Annotated in this window: 22 protein-coding genes and 2 pseudogenes; 12 read left to right on the plus strand and 12 right to left on the minus strand. The window is 71.9% G+C overall.

What is annotated here, in order from left to right; all coding sequences use genetic code 11:
• The coding region (locus A9X00_RS15885; RefSeq protein WP_232006842.1) for an ATP-dependent helicase at positions 1–1258 on the minus strand (1258 nt) is incomplete at its 3' end.
• 101 nt (positions 1259–1359) lie between these two features.
• Here A9X00_RS15885 and mrx1 point away from each other — a divergent pair.
• Positions 1360–1611 carry a mycoredoxin Mrx1 gene (gene mrx1 / locus A9X00_RS15890; protein WP_067155098.1) on the plus strand — a complete coding sequence of 84 codons (252 nt, stop codon included), beginning with the start codon at positions 1360–1362 and terminating at the stop codon, positions 1609–1611.
• A 6-nt stretch (positions 1612–1617) separates the two neighbouring features.
• Here mrx1 and nudC read toward each other — a convergent pair whose 3' ends face one another.
• Genes nudC through A9X00_RS15910 form a run of 4 tightly spaced genes read right to left on the minus strand, consistent with a single transcriptional unit; the run spans position 1618 to position 10011 of the window.
• Positions 1618–2544, minus strand: coding sequence for an NAD(+) diphosphatase (nudC, locus tag A9X00_RS15895; protein ID WP_067155101.1), 927 nt, complete (start codon positions 2542–2544; stop codon positions 1618–1620).
• A complete protein-coding gene (locus A9X00_RS15900) occupies positions 2544–3614 on the minus strand; it encodes a TrkA family potassium uptake protein (RefSeq protein WP_067155104.1) in 1071 nt (356 codons plus the stop codon). Before A9X00_RS15900 ends, nudC begins: the two co-directional genes overlap by 1 nt.
• A gap of 5 nt (positions 3615–3619) precedes the next feature.
• Complete coding sequence (locus tag A9X00_RS15905; RefSeq protein ID WP_067155159.1) at positions 3620–6892, minus strand: ATP-dependent DNA helicase; 3273 nt, start codon at positions 6890–6892, stop codon at positions 3620–3622.
• Complete coding sequence (locus A9X00_RS15910) at positions 6889–10011, minus strand: ATP-dependent DNA helicase (protein ID WP_067155107.1); 3123 nt, start codon at positions 10009–10011, stop codon at positions 6889–6891. The genes A9X00_RS15905 and A9X00_RS15910 overlap by 4 nt, the downstream gene beginning before the upstream one ends.
• 76 nt (positions 10012–10087) lie before the next feature.
• Here A9X00_RS15910 and A9X00_RS15915 point away from each other — a divergent pair, with 76 nt between their 5' ends.
• Genes A9X00_RS15915 through A9X00_RS15925 form a run of 3 tightly spaced genes read left to right on the plus strand, consistent with a single transcriptional unit; the run spans position 10088 to position 11372 of the window.
• Positions 10088–10285: a hypothetical protein gene (locus tag A9X00_RS15915; protein WP_067155110.1), complete on the plus strand. Its 198-nt coding sequence runs from the start codon at positions 10088–10090 to the stop codon at positions 10283–10285.
• Positions 10282–11061, plus strand: a complete 780-nt coding sequence (locus A9X00_RS15920; RefSeq protein WP_067155113.1) for an alpha/beta fold hydrolase — start codon at positions 10282–10284, stop codon at positions 11059–11061. Before A9X00_RS15915 ends, A9X00_RS15920 begins: the two co-directional genes overlap by 4 nt.
• Positions 11062–11063: 2 nt before the next feature.
• A complete protein-coding gene (locus A9X00_RS15925) occupies positions 11064–11372 on the plus strand; it encodes an MGMT family protein (protein ID WP_067155116.1) in 309 nt (102 codons plus the stop codon).
• A gap of 138 nt (positions 11373–11510) precedes the next feature.
• On the opposite strand, the gene A9X00_RS15930 is transcribed toward A9X00_RS15925, so the two are convergent.
• From A9X00_RS15930 to A9X00_RS15940, 3 genes are all read right to left on the minus strand, one after another.
• Complete coding sequence (locus tag A9X00_RS15930) at positions 11511–12365, minus strand: TIGR02569 family protein (RefSeq protein ID WP_067155119.1); 855 nt, start codon at positions 12363–12365, stop codon at positions 11511–11513.
• 36 nt (positions 12366–12401) lie between these two features.
• Positions 12402–13598, minus strand: a complete 1197-nt coding sequence (gene moeZ / locus A9X00_RS15935) for an adenylyltransferase/sulfurtransferase MoeZ (protein ID WP_067155123.1) — start codon at positions 13596–13598, stop codon at positions 12402–12404.
• A 175-nt stretch (positions 13599–13773) separates the two neighbouring features.
• On the minus strand, positions 13774–14808 hold the full coding sequence (locus A9X00_RS15940; RefSeq protein WP_067155126.1) for a DUF3152 domain-containing protein: 1035 nt from the start codon (positions 14806–14808) through the stop codon (positions 13774–13776).
• 170 nt (positions 14809–14978) lie between these two features.
• On the opposite strand from A9X00_RS15940, the gene A9X00_RS15945 reads away from it, so the two are divergent.
• Positions 14979–15665, plus strand: a complete 687-nt coding sequence (locus tag A9X00_RS15945; RefSeq protein WP_067155129.1) for a TetR/AcrR family transcriptional regulator — start codon at positions 14979–14981, stop codon at positions 15663–15665.
• Here A9X00_RS15945 and A9X00_RS15950 read toward each other — a convergent pair.
• Positions 15652–15927: a DUF3107 domain-containing protein gene (locus tag A9X00_RS15950; RefSeq protein ID WP_067155132.1), complete on the minus strand. Its 276-nt coding sequence runs from the start codon at positions 15925–15927 to the stop codon at positions 15652–15654. The two genes, A9X00_RS15945 and A9X00_RS15950, sit on opposite strands and share 14 nt — an antisense overlap.
• A 203-nt stretch (positions 15928–16130) precedes the next feature.
• Between A9X00_RS15950 and A9X00_RS15955 the strand changes: the two genes are divergently transcribed.
• A complete protein-coding gene (locus tag A9X00_RS15955; RefSeq protein WP_067155135.1) occupies positions 16131–16844 on the plus strand; it encodes an MmpS family transport accessory protein in 714 nt (237 codons plus the stop codon).
• Between the two features lies 1 nt (position 16845).
• Here the strand turns inward: A9X00_RS15955 and A9X00_RS15960 are convergent, their stop codons facing one another.
• A complete protein-coding gene (locus A9X00_RS15960) occupies positions 16846–17565 on the minus strand; it encodes a ferritin-like fold-containing protein (protein ID WP_067155138.1) in 720 nt (239 codons plus the stop codon).
• Positions 17566–17812: 247 nt separating this feature from the next.
• Between A9X00_RS15960 and A9X00_RS15965 the strand changes: the two genes are divergently transcribed.
• A complete protein-coding gene (locus tag A9X00_RS15965) occupies positions 17813–19330 on the plus strand; it encodes a DEAD/DEAH box helicase (RefSeq protein ID WP_067155141.1) in 1518 nt (505 codons plus the stop codon).
• Positions 19331–19345: 15 nt separating this feature from the next.
• The gene (locus A9X00_RS15970; RefSeq protein ID WP_067155144.1) at positions 19346–20560 is read left to right on the plus strand and encodes a hypothetical protein; all 1215 of its coding nucleotides are present in this window, start codon (positions 19346–19348) and stop codon (positions 20558–20560) included.
• Positions 20561–20681: 121 nt separating this feature from the next.
• Here the strand turns inward: A9X00_RS15970 and A9X00_RS15975 are convergent, their stop codons facing one another.
• Positions 20682–21482, minus strand: coding sequence for a ParA family protein (locus A9X00_RS15975; protein ID WP_067155147.1), 801 nt, complete (start codon positions 21480–21482; stop codon positions 20682–20684).
• 109 nt (positions 21483–21591) lie between these two features.
• Between A9X00_RS15975 and A9X00_RS15980 the strand changes: the two genes are divergently transcribed.
• From A9X00_RS15980 to A9X00_RS15990, 3 genes are read left to right on the plus strand one after another with little or no spacing between them, the layout of a single operon-like run.
• Complete coding sequence (locus A9X00_RS15980) at positions 21592–22203, plus strand: acid phosphatase (protein WP_067155150.1); 612 nt, start codon at positions 21592–21594, stop codon at positions 22201–22203.
• Positions 22204–22244: 41 nt separating this feature from the next.
• A complete protein-coding gene (locus tag A9X00_RS15985; RefSeq protein ID WP_156772120.1) occupies positions 22245–23297 on the plus strand; it encodes an isochorismate synthase MenF in 1053 nt (350 codons plus the stop codon).
• Positions 23294–23776 carry a GNAT family N-acetyltransferase gene (locus tag A9X00_RS15990; RefSeq protein WP_067155156.1) on the plus strand — a complete coding sequence of 161 codons (483 nt, stop codon included), beginning with the start codon at positions 23294–23296 and terminating at the stop codon, positions 23774–23776. The genes A9X00_RS15985 and A9X00_RS15990 overlap by 4 nt, the downstream gene beginning before the upstream one ends.
• A 242-nt stretch (positions 23777–24018) precedes the next feature.
• Here the strand turns inward: A9X00_RS15990 and A9X00_RS31370 are convergent.
• Positions 24019–24240 (minus strand): annotated as a pseudogene (locus A9X00_RS31370) (diacylglycerol kinase family protein); the annotation flags it as partial.
• Positions 24241–24368: 128 nt separating this feature from the next.
• Here A9X00_RS31370 and A9X00_RS31945 point away from each other — a divergent pair.
• Positions 24369–24502: pseudogene (locus A9X00_RS31945) on the plus strand (hypothetical protein); the annotation flags it as partial.

Raw genomic sequence — 24502 nt, forward strand, 5'->3', positions numbered from 1 at the left:
GCTGTCCGGCCAGCGCGCGCCCGGCCCGGTGCCGTCGTTTCACGAGCACCCCGACGAAACCGCCGAGGCCGCCGCGGTCGCCAAGTCGATCGCCCGGCTGATCGAATCCGGCACCGCGCCGTCGGAGATCGCGGTGCTCTACCGGGTCAACGCGCAATCCGAGGTCTACGAGGAGGCCCTGACCGAGGCCGGCATCACCTACCAGATCCGCGGCGGCCTCGGCGGTTTCGTCGGGGTGCTCGTGAAACGACGGCACCGGGCCGGGCGCGCGCTGGCCGGACAGCTGCAGCTTGCTGCCGGCGACGCGGCCCCGCGCCGCGGCGATCACCTGATTGGCCAGCGACACCACCTGCGGGGTGGACCGGTAGTCGCGCTCCAGGCGCACCACCGTGGCGTCCGGGAACCGCCGCGAGAAGTCGAGCAGGAACCGCGGCGTGGCCCCGGTGAACGAGTAGATGGTCTGGTTGGCGTCGCCGACGACGGTCAGGTCGTCGCGGTCGCCCAGCCAGGCCGCGAGCACCCGCTGCTGCAGCGGGGTGACGTCCTGGTACTCGTCGACGACGAAACAGCGGTAGCGGCCGCGGAACTCGTCGGCAACGGCGGCGTCGTTCTCGATCGCGGCGGCCGTGTGCAGCAGCAGGTCGTCGAAATCCAGCAGCGTCACCGATTCGTCGCGGACCTTCAGCGCCTCGTAGGCGTCGTAGACCGCGGCGATCTGCTTGGCGTCCATCGGGACGTCCCGGCCGGCGTCGGCCACGGCCGGCGCGTACTTCTCGGGGCCGATCAGCGACGCCTTGGCCCACTCGATCTCCCCGGCGAGGTCGCGGACGTCGTCGGTGCTAACGTTCATCCGGCAACGGCTGGCCGCCCGGGCGACGACGGCGAACTTGCTGTCGAGCAGCTGCCAGCCGGTGTCGCCGACGACGCGCGGCCAGAAGTAGCGCAGCTGGCGGTGCGCGGCGGCGTGGAAGGTCAGGGCCTGCACGGCGCCGACGCCGGGACCCGCGTGGCCGGCGTTGGCGAGCGTGCGCAGGCGCGAGCGCATCTCCCCCGCCGCCCGCTGGGTGAACGTGACCGCCAGGACCTGGCCGGCGGCGACGTGGCCGCTCGCGACGAGCTGGGCGATGCGGTGCGTGATGGTGCGGGTCTTGCCCGTCCCGGCGCCCGCGAGCACGCAGACCGGCCCGCGGGGGGCCAGCACGGCTTCGCGCTGCTCGTCGTCCAGCTCGGCGGTCAGTGCGTCGGCGACCATCGGCATGGTGTCCATCTTGTCAGCGATGGCCGACAAACCGGGCGCAGCGCCACGCGTGAATCGGGTCGCTTCGGAATTCACCGTGGCTGCGCTACGTTAATGCGGCTATGTCCGACGCGCTCCTCACTATGTACACGACGTCCTGGTGTGGCTATTGCCACCGGCTCAAGACGGTGCTGCGCTCCGACGGCATCGCCTACGACGAGGTCGACATCGAACGGGACCCGGCCGCGGCCGAGTTCGTCAGCTCGGTCAACGGCGGCAACCGGACCGTCCCGACGGTGAAGTTCGCCGACGGGTCCACGCTGACCAACCCGAGCGCGGCCCAGATCAAGGCGAAGCTGGCCGAAGTCGGCTGACGGAGTTCAGTCGAACCACGCCCAGGATTCGATGATCACGCGCGCGATCGAAATCGAGCCTGGCAGCAGCAGTTTCGACTCCGAGTTACTGCTCCAGTCGCCGGCTGCGAGCGCCGCGCGCACCTCGTCGCGGGTGAACCATTGCGCCTCGGCGATCTCTCCGTCGTTGAACGAGAACTCCTCGCTCGGGTCGCCCACGGCATGGAAGCCGACCATCAACGATCGCGGGAACGGCCACGGCTGGCTGCCCAGGTAGCGCACGTCGCGCACGGTCAGGCCGATTTCCTCGCGGATCTCCCGGGCGACGCACACCTCGAAGGATTCACCGGCCTCGACGAACCCGGCCAGCAGCGAGAACATCCGCTCGGGCCACACCGCCTGGCGGGCCAGCACCGCCCGGTCGCCGCCGTCGTGGACCAGGCAGATCACCGCCGGGTCGATGCGCGGGAACTCCTCGTGGCCGGTGACCGGGTTGACCCGCGCCCAGCCGCCCCGGGCGGGCCGCGTCGGCGAGCCGTCCACCGAGCTGAATCGCGCGCTGTCATGCCAATTCAGCAGCGCGATGGCCGACGACACCAGTTGGCTGCTGGTGTCGTCGAAGATCGGGCCGAGGCTGCGCAGGTTCAGCACCTCGGTCGCCACGTCGGGGTCCTCGGGCGCCTGCAGCGCGGCGCGGACGGCCCAGACGTGGCGGCCGCCGTCGATGCGGCCCAGGAACACCGCGTCGGGCGGCGGCTTGTCGCCGAGCGCGGCCGCGGCGCCGAGCACCACCCGGCCGTCGGCGACCAACACCTGGTTGCGCGAATCCACGCGCAGCAGCGCCGCATCCGCCCACCCCGCCGTCGCCGCCTCGACGTCGGTGCGCAGTTGGTCGGCACGGTCGGCGCCGACGCGCGACAGCAGCGGAACGCTCTGCAGTTGGAAGTCCGGCACTAGTGTCCCGCGTGCTTGATGTAGAGCAGCCGGTCGCTCGCCTCGATCGCGTCCACCTCGGGGGCGCCGATGCGCAGCAGGTGGCCGTCGCGGACCACACCGAGCACGATGTCGCGCAGATGCCTTGGGGATCCGCCGATTTCGGTCTGCTCGACCTCGCGTTCGGCGATGGCCAGCCCGGCGTCGGGGGTCAGCAGGTCCTCGATCATCTCCACGACGCTGGGCGTGCTGGTCGCAAGACCGAGCAGCCGTCCGGCGGTTTCGGAGGAGACCACCACCGAGTCGGCGCCCGATTGCTGCAACAGGTGCTGGTTCTCGGCCTCGCGGATCGACGCCACGATCTTGGCCTTGGGCGCGATCTCCCGCGCCGTCAGCGTCACCAGCACGGCGGTGTCGTCGCGGCTGGTGGCGACGACGATCGAGGCCGCGTGCTGCGCCCCGGCCAGCCGCAGCACGTCGGACCTGGTGGCGTCGCCGCGGACGGTGACCAGCCCGGCCGTCGCGGCGTGTTCGAGGGCGGACGCGTCCATGTCGACGACGACGACCTCGCCCTGCGAGGCCTCATCGCCGAGGATCGCGCCCACCGCCGTTTTGCCCTTGGTGCCGTACCCGATCACGATCGTGTGGTTGCGCACTTTGCTCCTCCAACGCTGAATCTTCCACGCCTGCCGGGACCGCTCCGAGAGCACCTCGAGCGTCGTGCCGACCAGCACCGCCAGGAACGCGATCCGCAGCGGCGTGAAGACCACCGTGTTGACCAGGCGCGCGGTTTCCGAGTAGGCGGTGATGTCGCCGTAACCGGTGGTCGACAGCGACACCGCCGAGAAGTACAGGCAGTCCAGGAACGTCAGGCGCCCGCCGCGCACGTCGCGGTAACCGCCGCGATCCAGGTACACGACGACGGTGGCGGCCAACAACACCAGCAGCGCGATCACGACCCGGCGGATGATGACCCGGGTGGGGCTGGCGGGGTCTTCGGGGATGCGCAGCACGCCGACCAACTGGTGACCGGGCTGGGCGGTCAGGGTCTCGTCCAGGCCGCTGAGTTTGCGCGCCCTACCGTTGCCCACGAGTCCTATGTAACCACGCTGGCGAGCCTCCCATCAGGTGAACTGTCGCCCAGCAGCGCGGCCAGCTCCGCTGGATCCGGCAGTTCATCGGGGGTCACGGTGGCGCCGGTGCGCACGTAGTAGAACGCGGTGCGCACCGACGACTCCGGGAGTTGCGACAACGCGGCCCAGGCCAAGCGGTAGACGGCGAGCTGGACGGCGGCCTGCCGCAGGGCCTCGGGCCCGCGCGGGGGCTCGCCGGTCTTCCAGTCCACGACGGTGGCCCCGCCGTCCGGGTCGGCGAACACGGCGTCGATGCGGCCGCGCACCACGGTCTCGCCGATCGGCATCTCGAACGGCACCTCGACGGCCACCGGCGTGCGGGCCGCCCACCGCGATCGGGCGAACGCCTCCTGCAGCGCGGCCAATTCCCGGGTGTCGCCGACCTCGGAGTCCGCCGCGCCGGGCAGGTCGCCGAGATCGAACAGCGAGTCGGCGCCGTAGAATCGCTGGACCCAGGCGTGAAAGGCGTTGCCGAGCAACGCATGTGGGTCCGGTCGGGTGGGCAGCCGGTGCACCAACCGCTGCGCCGCCGCCACCGGGTCACGCGCGAGGTCCACCAGGCCGCTGACCGAGACCTGGCTGGGCAGGGCGCGCGCGGCCGGGCCGTCCGCCCGTGCCCGCTCGGCCAACAACGCGTCGACGTCGGCCGCCCACCCGTCGACGTCGGCACCGGCCTCGTCCGGATCGCCCGCCATGGCGCCGGCCACCAGCGCCGCCCCGGCCTCGACGGCGCCGCGCCGCGCGGCCAGCGGGTCGGCGGGCCAAACGGCCTCGACGACGCTGTCGCGCATCGGATTTCGTTCACCGTCGGCGGGATCGGCCGCCCAGTGTTCCACCACCCCGCACGGATCGCCGTCGGCGGCCGAGCGGTCGATGATGTCCTTGAGCTCGCACAGGAACTCCGACGGGCCCCGCGGTTTGACGCCGGTGGATCCCCACTGGTGGCCGGACACCAGCAGGGTGTCCTCGGCCCGGGTGATCGCCACGTACAGCAGCCGGCGTTCCTCGTCGACGCGCCGCTGATCGAGTTGGCGGCGGTGCTCGAAGATCTTGTCCGACAGCTGCTTTCGATTCGTGACGGCCGACGTGTCCAGCACCGGGATGCCCAACGAGCCCGCCGAGGCGCGGTCGCCGCGCAGCAACGGGGGCAGCTCGGCGGCGTCGGTGAGCCAGGTGCTGCGCGACGCGGTCGACGGGAAGATGCCGCCCGACAGGTGCGCGACCGCGACGACCTGCCATTCCAGACCCTTCGCCGAGTGCACCGTGAGGATCTGCACCCGGTCGCGCGCGACGGCTGACGGGGCGGGCGCCAAACCGTTCTCCACCGTCTCGGCGACGTCGAGGTAGGCCAGCAGGCCAGCGACCGACGCGTCTGCCGCGCCGCGTGTTCGCTCGGCGTAGCCGGCGACCACGTCGGCGAACGCGTCGAGGTGTTCGGCGCCGGTCCAGCCGGCCGAGATCGCCGCGCCGGCGCGGACTTCGCAGTCGACGCCCAGCGCGCGGCGCACCTCGGCGACCAGGTCGGGCAGCGCATGACCGAGGTGGCCGCGCAGGGCGCGCAGTTCGGCGGCCAGCGCGCTGATGCGCCGGTAGCCCGTGACCGAGTACGCGCCCGCCGGGCCGGGATCGCTGATCGCGTCGGCCAGGCAGGCCGTGTCGGGGTCGGGCCCGGCCGCCAACGCGATCGACTCGGGCGACGCCGCGCCCGAGCGTTCCCCCGCCAGGGCCAGCGCACGCTGCCACAGCGCGGCGATGTCGCGGCCGCCGAGGCGCCAGCGCGGCCCGGTCAGCACCCGCATCGCCGCCGCGCCGGCCGTCGGGTCGGCCACCAGCCGCAGCATCGCCACGACGTCGGCGACCTCGGGGACCGATAACAGGCCCGCCAAACCCACCACCTCGACCGGGATTCCGCGCGCGCGAAGCGCGTCGGCGATGGGCGCCGCGTCCGCGTTGCGGCGCACCAGGACCGCGGCCGTCGACGGGCCGGCGCCGTCGTCCTCGGCCCGCCGGTAGCGCTGCTCGATCTGGTCGGCGATCCATTCGCGTTCGGCCACCACGTCGGGCAGCAACGCGGCGCGGACCGTCCCGGGCGGGGCGTCCGGGCGGGGGCGCAGGGCGCGCACCGCGACCGACCGGCGCCGCGCCTCGGCCGAGATGGCGTTGGCCACCCGCAGGGCGCGCGGCGGGTTGCGCCAGCTGGTCCGCAGCTCCAGGACCGGTGCCGGGGTGCCGTCGGAGCGGGGGAAGTCGGTGGAAAACCGGGGCAGGTTGGTCGCCGAGGCGCCCCGCCAGCCGTAGATCGACTGAATCGGGTCACCGACGGCCGTCAGCGCCAGCCCGTCGTCGAGGCCGCCGCCGAACAGCGCCGAGAGCGCGATCCGCTGGGCGTGCCCGGTGTCCTGGTACTCGTCCAGCAGCACCACCCGGTACCGGTTCCGCAGCTCCTCACCCACCTGGGGGAAGGCCACCGCCAGCCGCGCGGCCGACGCTATCTGCATGCCGAAGTCCATTGCCTTGGCGGCGTGCATCCGCTCGTGCAGCGCGTCGAGCAGCGGCACCAGCTCGGCCCGCTCGGTCTGGGTGGCCAGCAGCCGCAGCAGCCATTGGCTGGGCCCGCGGTCGCGCTGGTAAGGGCCCGCGGGCAGCGCGTGGATCAGCCGTTCCAGCTCGACGTGGGTGTCGCGGAGCTGGCCGGTGTCGACGAGGTGCTCGGCCAACTGACCCCACAGCCGCAACACCATCGAGGTGACCGCGGCCGGCGTCTTGTCGGTGCGCAGCTCGCCCCGGTACCCGCTGACGACGTCGAAGGCCAGCTGCCATAGCTCGGTCTCGCCGAGCAGCCGGGTGTCCGGCTCGACCGGCAGCAGCAGGCCGTGGTCGCGCAGCAGCGAGCCGGCGAACGCGTGGTAGGTGCTGACCGTCGGGGCGCCTTCCGGGTCGAGGGTCGCGCCCAGACCGATGCCGGCCAGCCGCGCCAGCCGGGAGCGGACCCGGCGCAGCAGCTGGCCGGAGGCCTTGCGGGTGAACGTCAACCCGAGCACCTGCCCCGGTGCGGCGTAGCCGTTGGCGACCAGCCACACCACCCGCGCGGCCATCGTCTCGGTCTTGCCCGCGCCGGCCCCCGCGATGACGACCAGCGGGCCCGGCGGCGCGGCGATCACGGCGGCCTGCTCGTCGGTGGGCGGGAAAAGCCCCAGCGCGCACGCCAATTCGGCCGGGGTGTAGCGGGGGCTCACGACGCCGCCCCGTCCACGTGGGCCGGGCAGCACCGCCGGATCGGGCAGTGGGTGCAGCCGTCGTTGCGCCGGGCGATGAACTGCGGCCCGGCCGTCGCGTCGGCGGCCCGCCGGACCACCTCGCGCCATTCGTCGCGGGCGGCCGCGGTCAGCGGATCCTGCTCGCGCTCGGTGGCGCCGCCGGCCCCCGCCTTGCCGATGTAGACCAGCCGCGCGCCGCCCGGCTCTTCGCCGGCGTCGAGCATGCCCTCGGCCACCGCCAGCTGGTACATCGCCAGCTGCGCGTGTTGTTGCGCGTCGTCCTTGCTGACGGGGGTCTTGCCGGTCTTGATGTCGACAATCACCAGCCGGCCGGCCGCGTCGCGTTCCAGCCGGTCGACCCGCCCGCGCAGCCGGATCTCGCCGCCGTCAGCGCGCGGCTGCGTCAGCGTCCCGTCGACGCCCACCTCGACGCCGACCTCGGTCAGCTCGCCGCGGGTCTGCGCCCGCCACGCCACGAACGCCTCGACCATCGCGCGGTGGCGGGCCAGCTCGTTGGCCGAGTGCCACCGCGCGTCGAACGGCAGGTGCTGCCAGGCGCGGTCCAGCTCGGCCAGCAGTTCCGATTCGGTCTTGGCCGGCTCGGCGATCAGCGCGTGCAGCACCGAACCGATGGTGGAGCGCAGATCCCGCGCGTCGGTTCCCCCGTGCCGCTCGGCCAGCCAACGCAGCGGGCAGTCGTTGAGCGTCTGCAGGGTCGACGGCGTCAGCGTGACCGGGTCGGCGGCGGCCCGCAACGGTTCGGTGGTGCTGACCGGGATCAGGCCGTGCCAGCCGGCCGGATCGGCGCCGGGCACGCCGGCTCGGGCCAGCCGGGCCAATTGCGTTGCCGCGCAACGGCGCAAGTTGTCGTCGACAGCGCCGTCGGGCGCGCACACCACACCGCGCAGCCGGCCCACCAGCGCCGCCGCGGACAACACGCGGGGCGCCGAGACCGGTTGTGCCTCACCGGGATCGTCGTCGGCCCACTGCGCGACCTCGGAGAAGAACGCCGACGGCAGCGCGGCGTCCCCGTCGGTGCCGTCGGCGTCGCTGTCCACCGCAGTCACCAGCAGCCGGCGCCGGGCCCGCCCCATGGCCGCCACCAGCAGCCTGCGCTCCTCGGCCAGCAGCGGAGCGCGCACCGAGGCGTCCTCGGTGACGCCGTCGAGCGCGTCGAGCAGCCGCTGCGTGTTCAGCACGCCGCCGCGCGGAATGGTGTTGGGCCACAAGCCTTCCTGCAGCCCGGCGATGATCACGAAGTCCCACTCGTGCCCCAGCGCGGCGTGGGCGCTGAGCACCCTGACCTGCTCCGCCTGCGACACCGGCTCGGGGTTGGCGCCGGGCAGCTGCAGCGCTGCGACGTGCTCGACCAGCCCGCGCAGCGACGCGCCGGGGGTGCGGGACACGTACTGGTCGGTGACGTCGAACAGCGCGGTCACGGCCTCTAGGTCCCTGGTGGCCTGGGCGCCGGCGGGACCGCCGCGTTCGCTGGCCGACAGCCAGCGCCGCTGCAGGCCGGACCGATGCCAGGCGGCCCAGAGGGTGTAGCGCGGGTCTTGGCCCTCGCCGTGGCAGCGCGCGGCCGCGTCCAGGACCGCACGCACCCGCCCCAGCGCGCGGGCGTGCGGTCCTGGCACGGGCTTGTCGGATTGCAGGGCGGCGACGAGAAGGCCGCCGAGGTCGTCGGGCGCGCCATTTGCGTTGGCGCGCCGCAAGGTTCGGCGCAGTTGCCGCAGCGACACCGGGTCGACGCCGCCGATGGGGCCGGTCAGCAACGCCAGCGCCTGGTCGCCGTCGAGCCCGTCCGCGGTGGCCGCCAGCACGGTGAGCAGCGTGCGCGCGGCGGGCTCCTCCGACAGCGGTCCGCTCGACGCGGGCGCGGCCACCGGGACGCCGGCGGCGGCCAGGGCGCGGGGCAACCGCGCCCCAGCACGTGGCACCGACCGCACGATGACGGCCATCTGCGACCACGGAATCCCGTCGATCAGGTGGGCGCGGCGCAACGCGTCGGCGATCAGGGCCGCCTCCGCGTGCGCCGACGCGGCCAGCCCGGCGGTGACGGATCCGTCGTCGGGTCCGGTGCCCTCGATGCACCTGCCCGCGCCGCCGCCGGGCAACCGGCGCGCGATGCCGCTGACGGCGCGCGCGACGGCGGGCGCGCAGCGATGGGATGCCGTGAGCGTCACCGCCGGTGAGTCGTCGGTCAACAGCTCCGCCTCGCCGCCGCGAAAGCCGAACACCGCCTGGTTGGGATCCCCGGCGACCAGCGTCACCTCGGTGCCGGCGGCCAGCACCCGAACCAGGCGGGCGGCCTGCGGGTCGAGCTGCTGGGCGTCGTCGATCAGCAGGACGCGCACCCGGGCGCGTTCGGCCGCCAGCAGTTCCGGGTCGACGGCGAAGGCCTCCAGCGCGGCCCCCACCAGCTCGGCGGCGCCGAGCGCCGGTGAGGTCGCCTGCGGCGCCGCCGTCCCGACCGCCGCGCGCAGCAGCATCACCTGCTCGTACTGCCGCGCGAATTGGCCGGCGGCGGTCCATTCGCCGCGCCCGTGGAGACGGCCCAGCCGCTCCAACTCCTGCGGGTCGACACCCCGTTCGGCGCAGCGCGCCAACAGGTTTCGCAGCTCGGTGGCGAAGCCGGCGGTTGCCAGCGCGGGCCGCAGGTGCGGCGGCCACGCGCTCGCCGCGCGCGGCCCGTCTTCGAGGTCACCGGCCAGCAGTTCGCGGATGATGGCGTCCTGTTCGGCGCTGGTGAGCAGCCGGGGCGGCGCATCGCCGGCGCGTTCGGCGGCCCGGCGCAACACCGCGTACGCGTAGCTGTGCACGGTGCGGACCAGCGGCTCGCGCACCGCGGCCCGGCCCGCACCATTTCGCGACCGCAGCAGCGCCGTCGTCAACGCGCTGCGCGCCCGCGGCCCCATCCGACCGGAACCGGTAAGCAGCAGAACCGATTCCGGATCGACACCCGCGCCGATCTGCGCGATCGCCGCGTCGACCAGCAGGCTGCTCTTGCCGGTGCCGGGGCCGCCCAGGACACGCACCCGTCCGCGCAGGCCGGGCGCCAGCACGGCGCGGGCCTCGTCGTCCCAGGTGTATGGCATGGCTGCATGCAATCACGAGGGTCTGACAGCTTCCGGGATACTGGACCGGAGAAGCCGAAACGCGAGGAGGGGATGGATGAGCAACGGTCCCGATGACGTGGTGCCCGAGGCGGACGCGGCCGAACAGCGCCTGGCCCTCGACCCGGAGGAGGAGGCCGGCCTGGACACCGCCTACCTGGACGCCGCCTCCGATCGCGAGGCCAACGAGGCGGACGTCATCGAGCAGGCGTTCGTCGTTCCGGTCGACGACGACTGGGATGACACCGCCGGGTGAGCGCCGAGCTGCATGTGCACCGCTACGGCCCGGGCGGTCCGGTGCGAATGCTTGCCCTGCACGGGCTGACCGGTTACGGCGGGCGCTGGCAGCATCTGGCCGGCTACCTGCCCGAAATCGCGGTCGCCGCACCGGATTTGCTCGGCCACGGTCGCTCGTCGTGGGCGGCGCCGTGGACCATCGATGCCAACGTCTCGGCGCTGGCCAAGCTGCTCGAAGATGCCGCGCCGGTGCTGGTGGTCGGGCACTCGTTCGGCGGCGCGGTGGCGCTGCGGCTGGCCGCGGCGCACCCGGAGCGGGTGGCGGCGCTGGTGCTGCTCGACCCGGCGGTCGGGTTGGACGGGGGCTGGATGCGCGACATCGCCGACGCGATGTTCTCCTCCCCCGACTACCCCGACCCCGAGGAGGCGCGGGCGGAAAAGGCCGGCGGCTCCTGGGCGGACGTGGACCCGGCGTGGCTGGCCACCGAGATCGACGAGCACTTGATCCGGCAGCCGAACGGTCGCTACGGCTGGCGTGTCAGCATGCCGGCGATGATGTCCTACTGGAGCGAGCTGGCCCGGGACGCCGCGCTGCCGCGGGCCGCCACGGCGACGACCCTGGTGCGGGCGAAGCGGACGTCGCCGCCGTACGTCAGCGACGATTTGCTCGATGCCCTGCACGGGCGGCTGGGATCCGATTTCCGGCTGCTGGATTTCGACTGCGATCACATGGTCTCCCACTCCCGGCCGACCGAAGTCGCGGCGCTGATCCGCGAGCTGCTGGAAGCCCACTGACCGTGGCGCCGGTGACCGACGAGCAGGTCGAGCGGGTGCGCGCCCTGGTCGCGGCGATCCCGTCCGGCCGGGTGGTGACCTACGGCGACATCGCCGCTGTCGCAGGGCTTTCCAGCCCCCGCATCGTCGGATGGGTGATGCGGACCGACTCCTCGGACCTGCCCTGGCACCGGGTGATCACCGCGTCCGGGCGCCCCGCGCGGCACCTGAGGACCCGGCAACTCGAGCTGCTGCGCGCCGAGGGCGTGCTGGCGGTTGACGGCAGGATCAAGCTGGACGAGGTCCGCTACGAGTTCCCGCCGGGGGCGTAGGGCCCGCCAGTGACTTCTTGCTGAAGTCGGTTGTGAATTCACGGCTTTGAGTGTGAGTCCACGGTGCAGATTCCGCGATTTTCCCGCCGACGATTCACACGCAACGCCGAGCGTTCACACGCAAGCGTGTGACTAAAGCTAGATCACCAACCGGACCAGGGCCGCCGTGCGGGCCAGGCCCGGGAACGCCTCTGCCGTCGACCGCGGGTGCAGCGCATGCACCGCCAAGCGAAACATCAAGGCCCGCAACAACATCTGCGGCCACTCGGGCAGCGCGTTCCAGCGTTCGATGAGCCCGTCGTCGGCCTCGCCCCAGGACAGCGCGTCGACGACGACGACGCCCGCCGCCCACGACGCGGGCCGCCAGTAGGGCGTGATGTCGGTGATGCCCGGCGCCGCGGTGCCGATGAAAAGCACTGTGCCGTAAAGGTCTCCATGCACCAGCTGGTTGGGGCTCTTGGTCGGCTTACGCAGCGTCGCGAGCTGGTTGATCAGCTCGACCGACTTCTCGGCGTCCGATGACGGCGGCGCCGCGCGCGCGCCCGGCGGCACCGACGCCAGCGGCCGCTCTTCCCACGCGGCCCGGTCGGCGGCGATGAAGACGTCGACGTCGCCCCAGGGCGCGGTCGGGCCCTGGGTCAGGAAGCGGGGGCGTTCCAGCTTGCCGGTCGCCTCGTGCAGGCGCACCGCCGCCGAGACGACCTCGTCATGCCGCGGCTCGGGCGTGCCCGCGACGAAGGTGTCCGCCCGCCACCCGGACACCACGTAGCGCCCGTCGGTGGAGCGAACCGGCCGGGCCAGCCGGACGCCGTCGACGAACAACGTCTCGCGGACCCGGGCCGACCAGGCCGCGCGGGCGTGGTCGGCGACGATCGACAACACGACCTCGCCGCACCGCCAGCCGCCTTCCCAACTGGCCCCCAGCGGGATGGGCTTCACGCCCGTCAAACCAAACGCCGCCAGCACATGCTCCGGCGGTGGCTCGACTGTCACACCGGTAGCGTAATGGAGCCCATCGGCGGTAATGGGTCAGTACATCACCATGTCGGGCTGCATCTGTTGCGCCCACGCCACGATGCCGCCCTGCAAATGCACCGCGTCGGAGAATCCGGCTTTCTTCACCGCGGCCAGCGCCTCGGCCGAGCGCACGCCGGTCTTGCAGTACAGCACTGCCTTACGGTCATGCGGCAGCTGCGCCAACCCCTCACCGGAGCTGATCAGCGACTTCGGGATCAGCTGGGCGCCGTCGATGTGGTTGATGTCCCACTCCACCGGCTCGCGGACGTCGATCAGGGCCAGCTTCTTGCCGGAATCCAGCAACTCCCGCAGCTCCCGCGGGGTGATGGTGGAAGCGGCCGCGGCGGCGGCGCCCTCGTCGGACACCGCGCCGCAGAAATCGTCGTAGTCGATCAGCCCGGTGATCCGGGGCCTGCAAGCTTCCGACGGGTCCTTGCGGATGCGGATCGTGCGGTAGCTCATCTGCAGCGCGTCGTAGATCATCAGCCGGCCCAGCAGCGGCTCGCCGAGCCCGGTGATCAGCTTGATCGCCTCGGTGCCCATCACCGAGGCGATGGACGCGCAGATGATGCCCAGCACCCCACCCTCGGCGCAGGATGGGACCATTCCGGGCGGCGGCGGCTCGGGGTAGAGGTCGCGGTAGTTCAGGCCGCGGTTGTCGGGGGCGTCCTCCCAGAACACCGAGACCTGGCCCTCGAAGCGGTAGATCGACCCCCACACGTAGGGCTTGCCGGCCAGCACCGCGGCGTCGTTGACCAGATAGCGGGTGGCGAAGTTGTCGGTGCCGTCCACGATCAGGTCGTACTGCGCGAACAGGTCGACCGCGTTGTGCGGTTCCAGCCGGAACTCGTGCAACCGCACGTCGACCAGCGGGTTGATGGCGGCGATCGAGTCGCGCGCCGACTGGGCTTTGGACCGCCCGACGTCGGCGACGCCGTGGATGATCTGGCGCTGCAGGTTGGACTCGTCGACGACGTCGAAGTCGACGATGCCGATGGTGCCGACACCCGCCGCGGCCAGGTAGAGCAGGGCGGGGGCGCCGAGCCCGCCGGCGCCGATCACCAGCACCCGCGCGTTCTTGAGCCGCTTCTGACCGTCGACGCCCAGGTCGGGAATGATCAGGTGGCGGCTGTAGCGGGCTACCTCGTCGCGGCTCAGCTGGGCGGCGGGCTCGACCAGCGGCGGCAGTGACGTCTGCGATGTCGACACCGGACAACTCCTCGGTAGCTTCTCTTATCCATCACAGCAGTTGGCGCAATCAACGGCAAACAACGACGGTCGCTTCCCGGGGGGCGCGCGCCGAGACTGCGTACAGATCGCGGTTTGCCGGCGAATTCACGCGCTGAGCGCAGTCTCGGCGACCGCAGCCCAGGCGCCCAAGCGCTCAGGCGATCGGATACGGCCAGGGGTTGAACCGGCAGGTCTTGCCGTCGGCCTTGACGAAATCGGGGTCGAACTTGGCGGCGTCGTCGTTCGAGGTGGAGAACGTCTGCTGCATCATCACCGGTGCCAGGCCGCCCTGCTGCTCGCAGGGCTCGTGGCGCACGTAGCCGATGGCGTGGCCGACCTCGTGGTTGATCACGTACTGCCGATACGAGCCGACGTCGCCCTCGAACGGCACGGCCCCGCGCACCCAGCGGGCCTCGTTGATGAAGACCCGCGCCTGCCGGTCGGGCCCGTAAACCGGGTTGTAGCAGGAGGTCTCCAGCCGGAATTCGTAGCCGCAGCCGCCGCGCACCGTGACGGGTGACACCAGTGAGACCCGGAAGTCGGGCTTGCCCCCGCCAGTTCCGTCGATGCGGACGAACGCGAACTGCGGGTTGTGCGTCCAGCCCTTGGGATTGCTCAACGTCTGGTCGACCATCTCCGCGAAGGCCTCGTCGCCGCCGAACATCGTTGGGTCGATACCGTTTTCGACCTCGACGGTGTACTTGAACACTTTGGCGGTGCCCTGACCCACCTGTGGCATCGTGCCCGGCACGACGTGCCACGTCTTGTCGCCCGCCTCGGTGAACGGCCCGCCGTCCGGCAACGTCCCGGCGGGCAGGTTGGCGTCGAAGGCGGCGAGCCCGCGGGGTGGCGCGTCGATGATCGACGTGCCCACCGCGCCGATGTCCGGTGTGCCCTGGATGGATTGCGCGGCCGACGGTTTCGGCGCGCTGGTTCCGGTCACGGTCTGATAGATCACCAACCCGGTGAGCACCGTCAAAATGGGCAAAGCGTACGCCCGCCAGCCGTAGGTGGAGACGAACCGCCCCAGCCACGTTTGCTTGCGCCATTGGCGCGGCCGCTCGCGGTCGGCGCGGGCCCGTCCGGCCCCCGGACCGATCGGGTCACGCAGAGCGCGAAGTGGTTCTCGCCACTCGTCGCGCACCATGGGAACCCGACCGGTGCCGCGCACGGGCCGCTGGGACGTCATTGCCCCAGGATTGCACAACTGGCACGGTGACCGCCCTTGGCGCGCCCGAATGCGGCGCGCCACACCGCGTCTGCCAGCGGCGATGGCGGCGATGGCAATCGCGAACGGAACGCGAGTAGTAATGTCTTTGCGACGAGCCGCGCGCGGCGGCGACAACAGATGAGGACTCGATGAGCGATCTCGCCAAGCCGGCGGCACGACGCGCCGTCAAACCGACCGACCGCAGTCGGCCGGGAGACGGCGTCGTGCCCGCCAACCGGCGGGGCAACCGCTTGCCCCGTGACGAGCGGCGGGGCCAGCTGCTGATCGTCGCAAGCGACGTCTTCGTCAACCGCGGCTATCACGCGGCCGGCATGGACGAAATCGCGGATCGGGCCGGTGTCAGCAAACCGGTTCTGTACCAACATTTTTCGAGCAAACTGGAGCTTTACCTGGCGGTGCTGCACCGGCACGTCGACAACCTGGTCTCCGGTGTGCAGCAGGCCCTGAGCACCACCACCGACAACCGGCGGCGGTTGCACGCGGCGGTGCAGGCGTTCTTCGACTTCATCGAGCACGACAGCCAGGGCTACCGGCTGATCTTCGAAAACGACTATGTCACCGAGCCCGAGGTCGCCGCGCAGGTGCGGGTCGCGACCGAATCCTGCACCGACGCCGTGTTCGATCTGATCAGCGCCGATTCGGGGCTCGACCCGCACCGCGCCCGCATGATCGCGGTGGGGCTGGTCGGCATCAGCGTCGACTGCGCCCGGTACTGGCTGGACTCCGACCGCCCGATCTCCAAGGCCGACGCCGTCGACGGCACCGTGCAGTTCGCCTGGGGCGGGCTGTCACACGTGCCGCTTACCCGCCCTTAGCGGCCTTTCCCGCGTGCTTGCCGGCCGGTGCCTCGGCCCCGATCCCGAACCCGACCCGGCGGGCGTCCGCGACGCCGATTTCGACGTAGGCGATCTTGGTGCTCTGGATCAGGAAGCGACGGCCCCGCTCGTCGTTCAGGCTGAGCAGGCCCGAGCTGTCGCGCAGCGCGGCCGCGACGAGCTCCTCGACCTCGGCTTGCGTCTGCGTGCTGGACAAGACCAGTTCCCGCGGACTGTCCGTGATACCGATTTTGACCTCCACGGTGGCCCCTTCCCGTTCCTGTCGAAGGCGTTCAAGTCGTCAGACGTTGTCAGCAGCAGGCTAGTGGACGCCCCTGCGGTCCATGTCCACCCGGGGGCCTGGTTCGCGGCGGGCGAAACGCGGCCCGACCGAAGATAACGATTCGCTCCCAGCTCGGCCAACATGGCGTTCGGCGCCGGGTCGCCCATAGTCACATCGGTAACATCGGCACCATCAGAAACATGCTTACCGATCGTCTCGGCCCGGTTTACGACTACCCCGAGGACGACTACGACGGAGCCGACACCGAGGACCTGGGCGGCTACGGCGACCTCGCCTGGCCGGCCGACACCCACTGGCGCCCCGCCGCCGCGATCCTCGGCGCGGTGGTGGCCCTCGGCGCCGTCGCGACCGCCGTCATCATCAACAGCGGCGACAGCGCGTCGACGAAGGCGACCGTCGGGGCGCCGCCGCCCCGCACGCTGACCTCCGCGCCGCCCGCGCCCCGGACTCCGGTCGCCCAGCCCAGCCCATCGGCGACACCCCTGCCGCCCGAGACGGTGACCACCCTGGCCCCGCCGCCCAGCGCGTCCACCAGCCCGCTACCGACGCCGCCGCCGATCGCCGCGCCGCCCCCGACGGGCGCGCCGCCGCCGATCGCGGTGAACCCGCGCACCGTCATCTACAGCGTGACCGGGACGAAGCAGCTGCTGGACCTGGTGAACGTGGTCTACACCGATGCCCGCGGCTACCCGCAGACCGAGTTCAACGTGTCGCTGCCCTGGTCGAAGGTGGTCGTCCTGAATCCGGGTGTGACGACGGAGTCGGTGGTGGCGACCAGCTTCATGGGCCGGCTCAACTGCGCGATCGTCAACGCCGCCGGTCAACCGGTGGTGACGTCGGTGAACAACGGCGTGGTCGCGACCTGCACCCGCTAGCTCAGCTCAGGCCGAGCTCGCGCATCCGCCGGTCGTGCGTCTCCTGCAGGCGGTCGAAGAACGCGCTGAGCTGGCCCAGGCCGCCCGGGCCGGACACCACCAGGTCGACGAGCTCGTCGTGCTCGGCCAGCACGTACTGGGCCTGCGTGATCGCCTCCCCGAACAGCCGGCGCGACCACAGCGCCAGCCGGCTGCGCTGCTTGCCGCTGGCCGTCACCGCGGCCCGCACCTCGGCCACCACGAACTGCGAGTGCCCCGTCTCCGACAGCGCCGCCCGCATCACGTCGGCGACCTCGTCGGGCAGCCCGTCGGCGATCTCCAGGTACAGGTCGGCGGCCAGCGCGTCGCCCACGTAGGTCTTCACCAGCGCTTCCAGCCACGTGCTGGGCATAGTCAGCCGGTGGTAGTTCTCCAGCGCCGAGACGTACTTCGCCATCGCCGACACCACGTCGACCCCGCGGCGCTCCAGGGCGTCGCGCAGCAGCTCGTAGTGCTGCATCTCGGCGGCCGCCATGCTCGCCATTGAGATCCGTCCCCGCAGGTCGGGCGCCATCCGCGCCTCGTCGGTGAGCCGGTAGAACGCGGCGACCTCGCCGTAGGCCAGCACCGCGAACAACTCGTTGACGCCAGGGTGATCCGCCGACAGCCGGGAGGCGGGCGCATCGTCCACCTGATCGGCTTCCAGGTCGGCACCGGAGGGCCCGGAAAGGGGCGGGGTCATGGCAACACTCTAGTCGGCGGGATTAGCACTAAATGGGCGCCAGCTTTCGACCAGCTATCATGGACGAAGGTATTGGCTGAATTTTTATCGCCGCCAGTATCTGCGAAATGTGCGTGCACAGCTGGCCCTGCATCTTCGGGCCGCACTCGGCGACGTATTCGTAGTCGGAACTCGTGCGCGCGTGACCGCGACAGAGAACACCGACACAACAGGCGAATAACGTCACCGAAAGGCATGTCACCCGCGTATGAGCGCACCTACCAGCACAACTGAACTCACCTTTGCCAGCCTCGGCGTCCGCGACGAGATCGTCCGCGCACTCGCGGAAAAGGGCATCGAGAGTCCGTTTGCCATCCAAGAACTGACCCTGCCGCTGGCCCTCGCCGGCGACGACGTGATCGGCCAGGCCCGCACCGGCATGGGCAAGACCTTCGCGTTCGGCGTCCCCATGCTGCAGCGCATCACCGCCGGCGCCACCGCCAGGCCGCTCAACGGCACCCCCCGCGCCCTGGTCGTGGTGCCCACCCGCGAGCTCTGCCTGCAGGTGACCGAGGACCTCGCGACGGCCGCCAAGTACCTGACCGCCGACGACGACCGCCCGCTTTCCGTCGTCTCGATCTACGGGGGACGCGCCTACGAGCCACAGATCGAGGCGCTGCAGACCGGCGCCGACGTCGTGGTCGGCACCCCCGGCCGGCTGCTCGACCTGGCCCAGCAGCGCCACCTGCAGCTGGGCGGGCTGTCGATGCTGGTGCTCGACGAGGCCGACGAGATGCTCGACCTGGGCTTCCTGCCCGACATCGAGCGCATCCTGCGCCAGATTCCCGAAGACCGGCAGTCGATGCTGTTCTCGGCGACCATGCCGGGCCCGATCATCACGCTGGCCCGCACCTTCATGAACCAGCCCACCCACATCCGCGCGGAAGCGCCGCACTCGAACGCCACGCACGACACCACCGAGCAGTTCGTCTACCGGGCGCACGCGCTGGACAAGGTGGAGCTGGTCAGCCGCGTGCTGCAGGCCGAGAGCCGGGGCGCGACGATGATCTTCACCCGCACCAAGCGCACCGCGCAGAAGGTCGCCGACGAGCTGGCCGAGCGGGGCTTCAAGGTCGGCGCCGTGCACGGCGACCTGGGTCAGATCGCCCGCGAGAAGGCGCTGAAGGCGTTCCGCACCGGCGACATCGACGTGCTCGTCGCCACCGACGTGGCGGCCCGCGGCATCGACATCGACGACGTCACCCACGTGATCAACTACCAGATCCCCGAGGACGAGCAGGCCTACGTGCACCGGATCGGCCGCACCGGGCGCGCCGGCAAGACCGGGGTCGCGGTCACCCTGGTGGACTGGGACGAGCTGCCCCGCTGGACGATGATCGACAAGGCCCTCGGCCTGGAGACCCCCGACCCCGCCGAGACCTACTCCAGCTCGCCGCACCTCTACGACGAGTTGGGCATCCCCGCCGAGGCGGGCGGCACGGTCGGCTCACCGCGCAAGTCACCGGTCAAGCGACGCGACACCGACCGCGACGGCCGCCAGGGTTCGGAGACGGCGGAGAAGTCCGGCCGTTCGCGCTCCGGCGCGCGGCGACGGCGCACCCGCGGCGGCCAGCCCGTCACCGCGCACCCCGCAGCCACCAACGGCGACGCCCCCGCGGAGGCGCCATCCGCCGCGGCGGCGGGTAGCTCCGGGAACGCCCGGCGCCGCCGCCGGCGCCGCAAGCCCGCCGACACCCCAAGCACCGCAGCCGCCGCAGCCAACTGAGGCCCGCGCCGCCGCATGGTCAAACCTGAGCGCCGCACGAAGGGCGACATGTTGGCCGCGGCGGCGATCGCGGTCGTCGTGGCCGTGGCGGCGGCGCTGATCTGGTGGACCAGCGACGCGCGGGCCACCGTCAGCCGTCCCGCCGCCACTCCGGTGCCCGCCCCGACTCCCGCCCGCGAAGTCCCGGCCACCCTCAAGCAGCTGTGGACCGCGCGCAGCCCCGGCACCACCGCGCCCGTCGTGGTCAGCGGGACGATCGCCACCGCCGACGGCCATCAGGTCGACGGGCGCGACCCCGGCACGGGGCAGTCCCGTTGGAGCTACGCCCGCGACACGGCCCTGTGCGGGCTGTCCTGGGTCTACCACTACGCCGTCGCCGTCTACCAGGACGACCGCGGGTGCGGCCAGGTCAGCACGCTCGACGGCGCCACCGGCCGCCGTGGCGCCGCCCGCAGCGGTTACGCCGACCCAAGCGTGCGCCTTTCCTCCGACGGCACCACGGTGTTGTCGACCGGCGACACCCAGCTCGAGCTGTGGCGCTCCGACATGGTCCGAATGCTGGCCTACGGCGAGACCGACGCCCGGGTGAAACCGTCGGCGCGCGGGCTGCACTCGGGGTGCCGGCTGATCTCGGCGGCGGCCAGCTCCTCGGCGGTGTCGGTGCTGGAGAGCTGCGCCCAGCAGGCCGACCTGCGCCTGGTCCTGTTGCGCCCGGGCAAGGAAGACGACGAACCCCAGCAGCACGTCGTGGCCGAACCCGGGATCGGGGCCAATTCGGGCGCCCGGGTGCTGGCCGTGTGGGAGAACAACACCGCGGTGTACCTGCCGTCCCCACAGCCCAGGGTCGAGGTCGTCGACGACACCGGCGCGACCGTGGCGAGCACGCTGCTGGCCAAGCCGCCGACGAGGTCGGCGGCGGTGTCGCAGACGGGCAACCTGGTCACCTGGTGGACCGGCGATTCGCTGATGGTCTTCGAGGCGAGCAACCTGACCCTGCGCTACACGATCGCCGCGGGCGAGACGACCGCGCCGCTGGGCCCGGCAGTCATGATGGCCGGCCGGCTGCTGGTGCCGGTCACCGGCGCGATCGGCGTCTACGACCCGCTCAGCGGCGCGAACGAGCGGTACATCCCGGTGAACCGGGCGCCCAGCGACGCCGCGGTGATCCCGGCCGCTTCCGGGGCGCGGGTGTTCGAGCAGCGCGGCGACACCGTGGTGGCGCTGGGCTGAGCCGGGCTTTGGGTGTGAATCCCGGGCTTTTGGTGTGAACCCTGGGCGGCGAAATCGCCCAGATCCCGCCGTCAGCTCACACGGAAAGCCGTCAGCGCACACTCAACGCCGTCGGCGCACGCTAGAGCTCGACGGCGAACGTCGGCAGCGGCTTGCCGGTCTTCCAGTGCTTGAGCAACGCCTTCGCCAACTCGGCATAGGCCACCGCGCCCTTGTTCTTGCGCCCCGCCATCACCGACGACCCCGAGGCGCTGGCCTCGGCGAAGCGCACCGTGCGCGGGATCGGCGGGGCGAGCACCGGCATCTCGTAGCGGTCGGCGACGTCGACCAGCACGTCGCGGGTGTGCGTGGTGCGGGAGTCGTACAGCGTCGGCAAGGCGCCCAGGAGCCGCAGGTCGGGGTTGGTGATCTGCTGCACGTCGGCGACCGTGCGCAGGAATTGGCCGACGCCGCGGTGGGCGAGCGTCTCGCACTGCAGCGGCACGATGACCTCGTCGGCCGCCGTCAGCCCGTTGAGGGTGAGCACGCCCAGCGACGGCGGGCAGTCGATGACGACCACGTCGAACTGGTCGGAGAGCTTGGCCAGCGCGCGTTTGAGCGCGTACTCGCGGCCGGCCCGCATCAGCAGCATCGCCTCGGCGCCCGCGAGGTCAATGTTGGCCGGCAGCAGCGTCATTCCCTCCATCGTGGTGACCAGCGCGGCGTTCGGCTCGACCTCACCGAGCAGGACCTCGTGCACCGATACCGGCAGCTTGTCGGGGTCCTGGCCGAGCGAGAAGGTCAGGCACCCCTGCGGATCCAGATCCACCAGCAGCACCCGCCGGCCCTCGTCGGCCATCGCCGCCCCAAGCGAGGCGACAGTGGTCGTCTTGGCGACCCCGCCCTTCTGGTTGGCCACCGCCAATACCCGGGTCTTACTCACCAGCGCCCGCCCCTCCTTGTTGCCAAAGTCACAGTGCCCATCCTGGCATGTTCGGTCCCCATGCGCTCTAAGCAACGGCCCGGGATGTCGTCCGGCAGAATCGACCGGCATGGGCATCTACAACCACCGGCTGGTGCTGCTCCGCCACGGCGAGACCCCGTGGTCCAAATCCGGCCAGCACACGGGTCGCACCGACCTCGAGCTCACCGATCACGGCCGGGTCCAGGCCGAGCTCGCCGGCCGCGTGCTGAGCGAACTGAATCTCGCCGACCCGCTGGTGATCAGCAGCCCGCGCATCCGCGCGCTGACCACCGCCAAGCTGGCCGGGCTCGCCGTCGACGAGGTGTCGCCCCTGCTCGCCGAGTGGGACTACGGCTCCTACGAGGGGCTGACGACCCCGCAGATCCGCGAATCCGACCCGGACTGGCTGGTGTGGACGCACGGATGCCCGGGCGGCGAGAGCGTGGCGCAGGTCAGCGAGCGCGCGGATCGGGCCGTCGAATTCGCGTTGGGGCACATGGGCACGCGCGACGTGGTGTTCGTCGGCCACAGCCACTTTTCCCGCTCGGTGATCACGCGCTGGGTCGAGTTGCCGCTCGTCGAGGGCAGCCGGTTCTGGATGCTCGCCGGCTCGATCGCGGTGTGCGGGTTCGAGCACGGCGTGCGACAGCTCATGGCCCTCGGATTGACGGGCAACCCGCAGGCGATCGCACCGGGGTGAGCACCGAACCGCCGTTCGCCCTGTGCGGGCCCCGGGGAACGATGGTCGCCGAGGGGGTCCGCGCCAGCTACCGCGACGTGGCCGCGGCCCAGGAGGCGCTGCGCTCGGGGTCGGCCCCAATAGTGTTGGGCGCGTTGCCTTTCGACGTGAGCCGACCCGCGGCCCTGCTGGTGCCCGACGCCCTGATCTCCACCGACGGGCCGCCCGACTGGCCGGCGGGTCCGCTGCCGCCGGTGCGCGTCGCCGCCGCGGTGCCGCCGCCGGCCGACTACCGCGCCCGGATCCTTCGCGCCCGCGACGAGCTGGCGGCAGCGGGCAACCCGCTGCACAAGGTGGTGTTGGCGCGCGCCCTGCAACTGGTCGCCGACGCGCCGCTGGATGCCCGCGTGATCCTGCGCCGGCTGGTCGCCGCCGACCCCGCCGCCTACGGCTACCTCGTCGACCTGAGCGCCGCCGGCGGCGACTACGCGGGCGCGGCGCTGGTGGGCGCCAGCCCCGAACTTCTGGTCGCGCGCACCGGCGATCGCGTGGTGTGCCAGCCGTTCGCCGGTTCGGCCCCGCGGGCCACCGACCCGGACGCCGACGCGGCCAACGCGGCCGCGCTCGCCGGTTCCGCCAAGGACCGCCACGAGCATCGGCTGGTGATCGATACCATGCGGGCGGCGCTGGAACCGCTGTGCGACGAGTTGACCATCGCCGCGGAACCCCAGTTGAGCCGCACCGCGGCGGTCTGGCACCTGTGCACCCCGATCAGCGGCCGCCTGCGCGACAAGTCAACCACCGCAATCGATCTGGCGCTCGCGCTGCATCCTACGCCGGCGGTCGGCGGCGTTCCGACGAAGGCCGCGACCGAGCTCATCGCCGAGCTGGAGGGTGACCGCGGCTTCTACGCCGGCGCCGTCGGCTGGTGCGACGCCGGCGGCGACGGCCACTGGGTGGTGTCGCTGCGCTGCGCGCAGCTATCGGCCGACCGCCGCACCGCGCTCGCGCGTGCCGGCGGGGGAATCGTCGCCGAATCCGACCCCGACGATGAAGTCGCCGAAACCACAACGAAATTCGCCACCATATTGAACGCGCTGGGAGCCGGGCAATGACGGAAACCATCCGCCGCGCCGTCCCGGCCGACGCCGGCGATATTACCGACATGATTCACGCGCTCGCCGAATTCGAACGCGCCGCCGAGCAATGCACCGTTACCGAAACACAAATTTCCACAGCGCTTTTCGGTAATTCACCGACCGTGCACGGGCACGTCGCCGAAGCCGACGGCCAGATCGCCGCCATGGCGTTGTGGTTCGTCAACTTCTCCACCTGGGACGGCGTGGCGGGCATCTACCTCGAAGACCTGTTCGTACGGCCCGGTTTTCGCCGCCGCGGCCTGGCCCGGGCGCTGCTGTCGGCGCTGGCCCGCGAATGCCTCGACAACGGCTACACGCGGTTGACGTGGGCGGTGCTGAACTGGAACGTCGACGCCATCGCGCTCTACGACGGCGTCGGCGCCGCGCCGCAGCGCGAGTGGACCACCTACCGGCTGTCCGGCCCGCCGTTGGCCGAGCTGGCCGGCCGTCCCTGATTGCCGGCGGCCCAGCGCACGGCCGCCGGAGTGAAGAGCAGGACCAGCACGCCCAGCGCCACGACACCCAACGGAACGCCGAAGGCCGGCCGGTGCGAGCCGACCGCGAGGTACCACGCCACGGGAAGCAGCAACAGTTGCGTGAAAACGCCCACCCCGCGGCCCCAACGCTTGCCCAGCACCAGCGCGCGTCCCGCGGCCAGCACGACGGCGCCGACGAGGAGGAACCACACCGCCGTGCCCAGCCCGTTGACCACGCCGCTCACCGTGCCGTCGCCGCCGTGCACGACGACCAGGTCGACCCCGTCCTCGACCGCCTTGTGCGCGAGTTCGGTGCCGTGGCCCCGGTGGGTGGTGTGCTCGACGGTCAGCTGCAGGCGGCTCTTGAGCGCATGCGCGAGAAGGTCGCGACCGGCTGGAGTGGTGGACGTGGCTGTGGGATTCACGATCAGCACGGCGCGCATGATCCCCGAGCTTATGCGGTGCGACGATGCACGCCGCTCGTCGGCGTGAGGAGGAGCAGCGCAGTCGGGGGGAGGCGGGGCCGTTATGGGCGTGCTGTGCGGTAACGGCCGCTGACTACGCTGGCGCTGTGAACCCGCGCGCCCCGTCCACCGTCCGCGCGGCGGGCGTGATCGTCGCGGTGCAGGGCGTGGCGGCGCTGGTCATGGCGGCGGTGCTGGTGGTGCGGGGGATCGCGGGGGCCGACCAACGCGTGGTCAACGG

The sequence above is a fragment of the Mycobacterium sp. 1245805.9 genome (assembly GCF_001672915.1).
Lineage (GTDB): Bacteria > Actinomycetota > Actinomycetes > Mycobacteriales > Mycobacteriaceae > Mycobacterium.

Coding starts and splice junctions, on each gene's coding strand:
- mrx1 (WP_067155098.1), top strand. CDS start 1,360: ATGTCCGACGCGCTCCTCACTATGTACACGACGTCCTGGTGTGGCTAT.
- A9X00_RS15910 (WP_067155107.1), bottom strand. CDS start 10,011: ATGCCATACACCTGGGACGACGAGGCCCGCGCCGTGCTGGCGCCCGGC.
- A9X00_RS15915 (WP_067155110.1), top strand. CDS start 10,088: ATGAGCAACGGTCCCGATGACGTGGTGCCCGAGGCGGACGCGGCCGAA.
- A9X00_RS15940 (WP_067155126.1), bottom strand. CDS start 14,808: ATGACGTCCCAGCGGCCCGTGCGCGGCACCGGTCGGGTTCCCATGGTG.
- A9X00_RS15945 (WP_067155129.1), top strand. CDS start 14,979: ATGAGCGATCTCGCCAAGCCGGCGGCACGACGCGCCGTCAAACCGACC.
- A9X00_RS15960 (WP_067155138.1), bottom strand. CDS start 17,565: ATGACCCCGCCCCTTTCCGGGCCCTCCGGTGCCGACCTGGAAGCCGAT.
- A9X00_RS15965 (WP_067155141.1), top strand. CDS start 17,813: ATGAGCGCACCTACCAGCACAACTGAACTCACCTTTGCCAGCCTCGGC.
- A9X00_RS15970 (WP_067155144.1), top strand. CDS start 19,346: ATGGTCAAACCTGAGCGCCGCACGAAGGGCGACATGTTGGCCGCGGCG.
- A9X00_RS15980 (WP_067155150.1), top strand. CDS start 21,592: ATGGGCATCTACAACCACCGGCTGGTGCTGCTCCGCCACGGCGAGACC.
- A9X00_RS15985 (WP_156772120.1), top strand. CDS start 22,245: ATGGTCGCCGAGGGGGTCCGCGCCAGCTACCGCGACGTGGCCGCGGCC.
- A9X00_RS15990 (WP_067155156.1), top strand. CDS start 23,294: ATGACGGAAACCATCCGCCGCGCCGTCCCGGCCGACGCCGGCGATATT.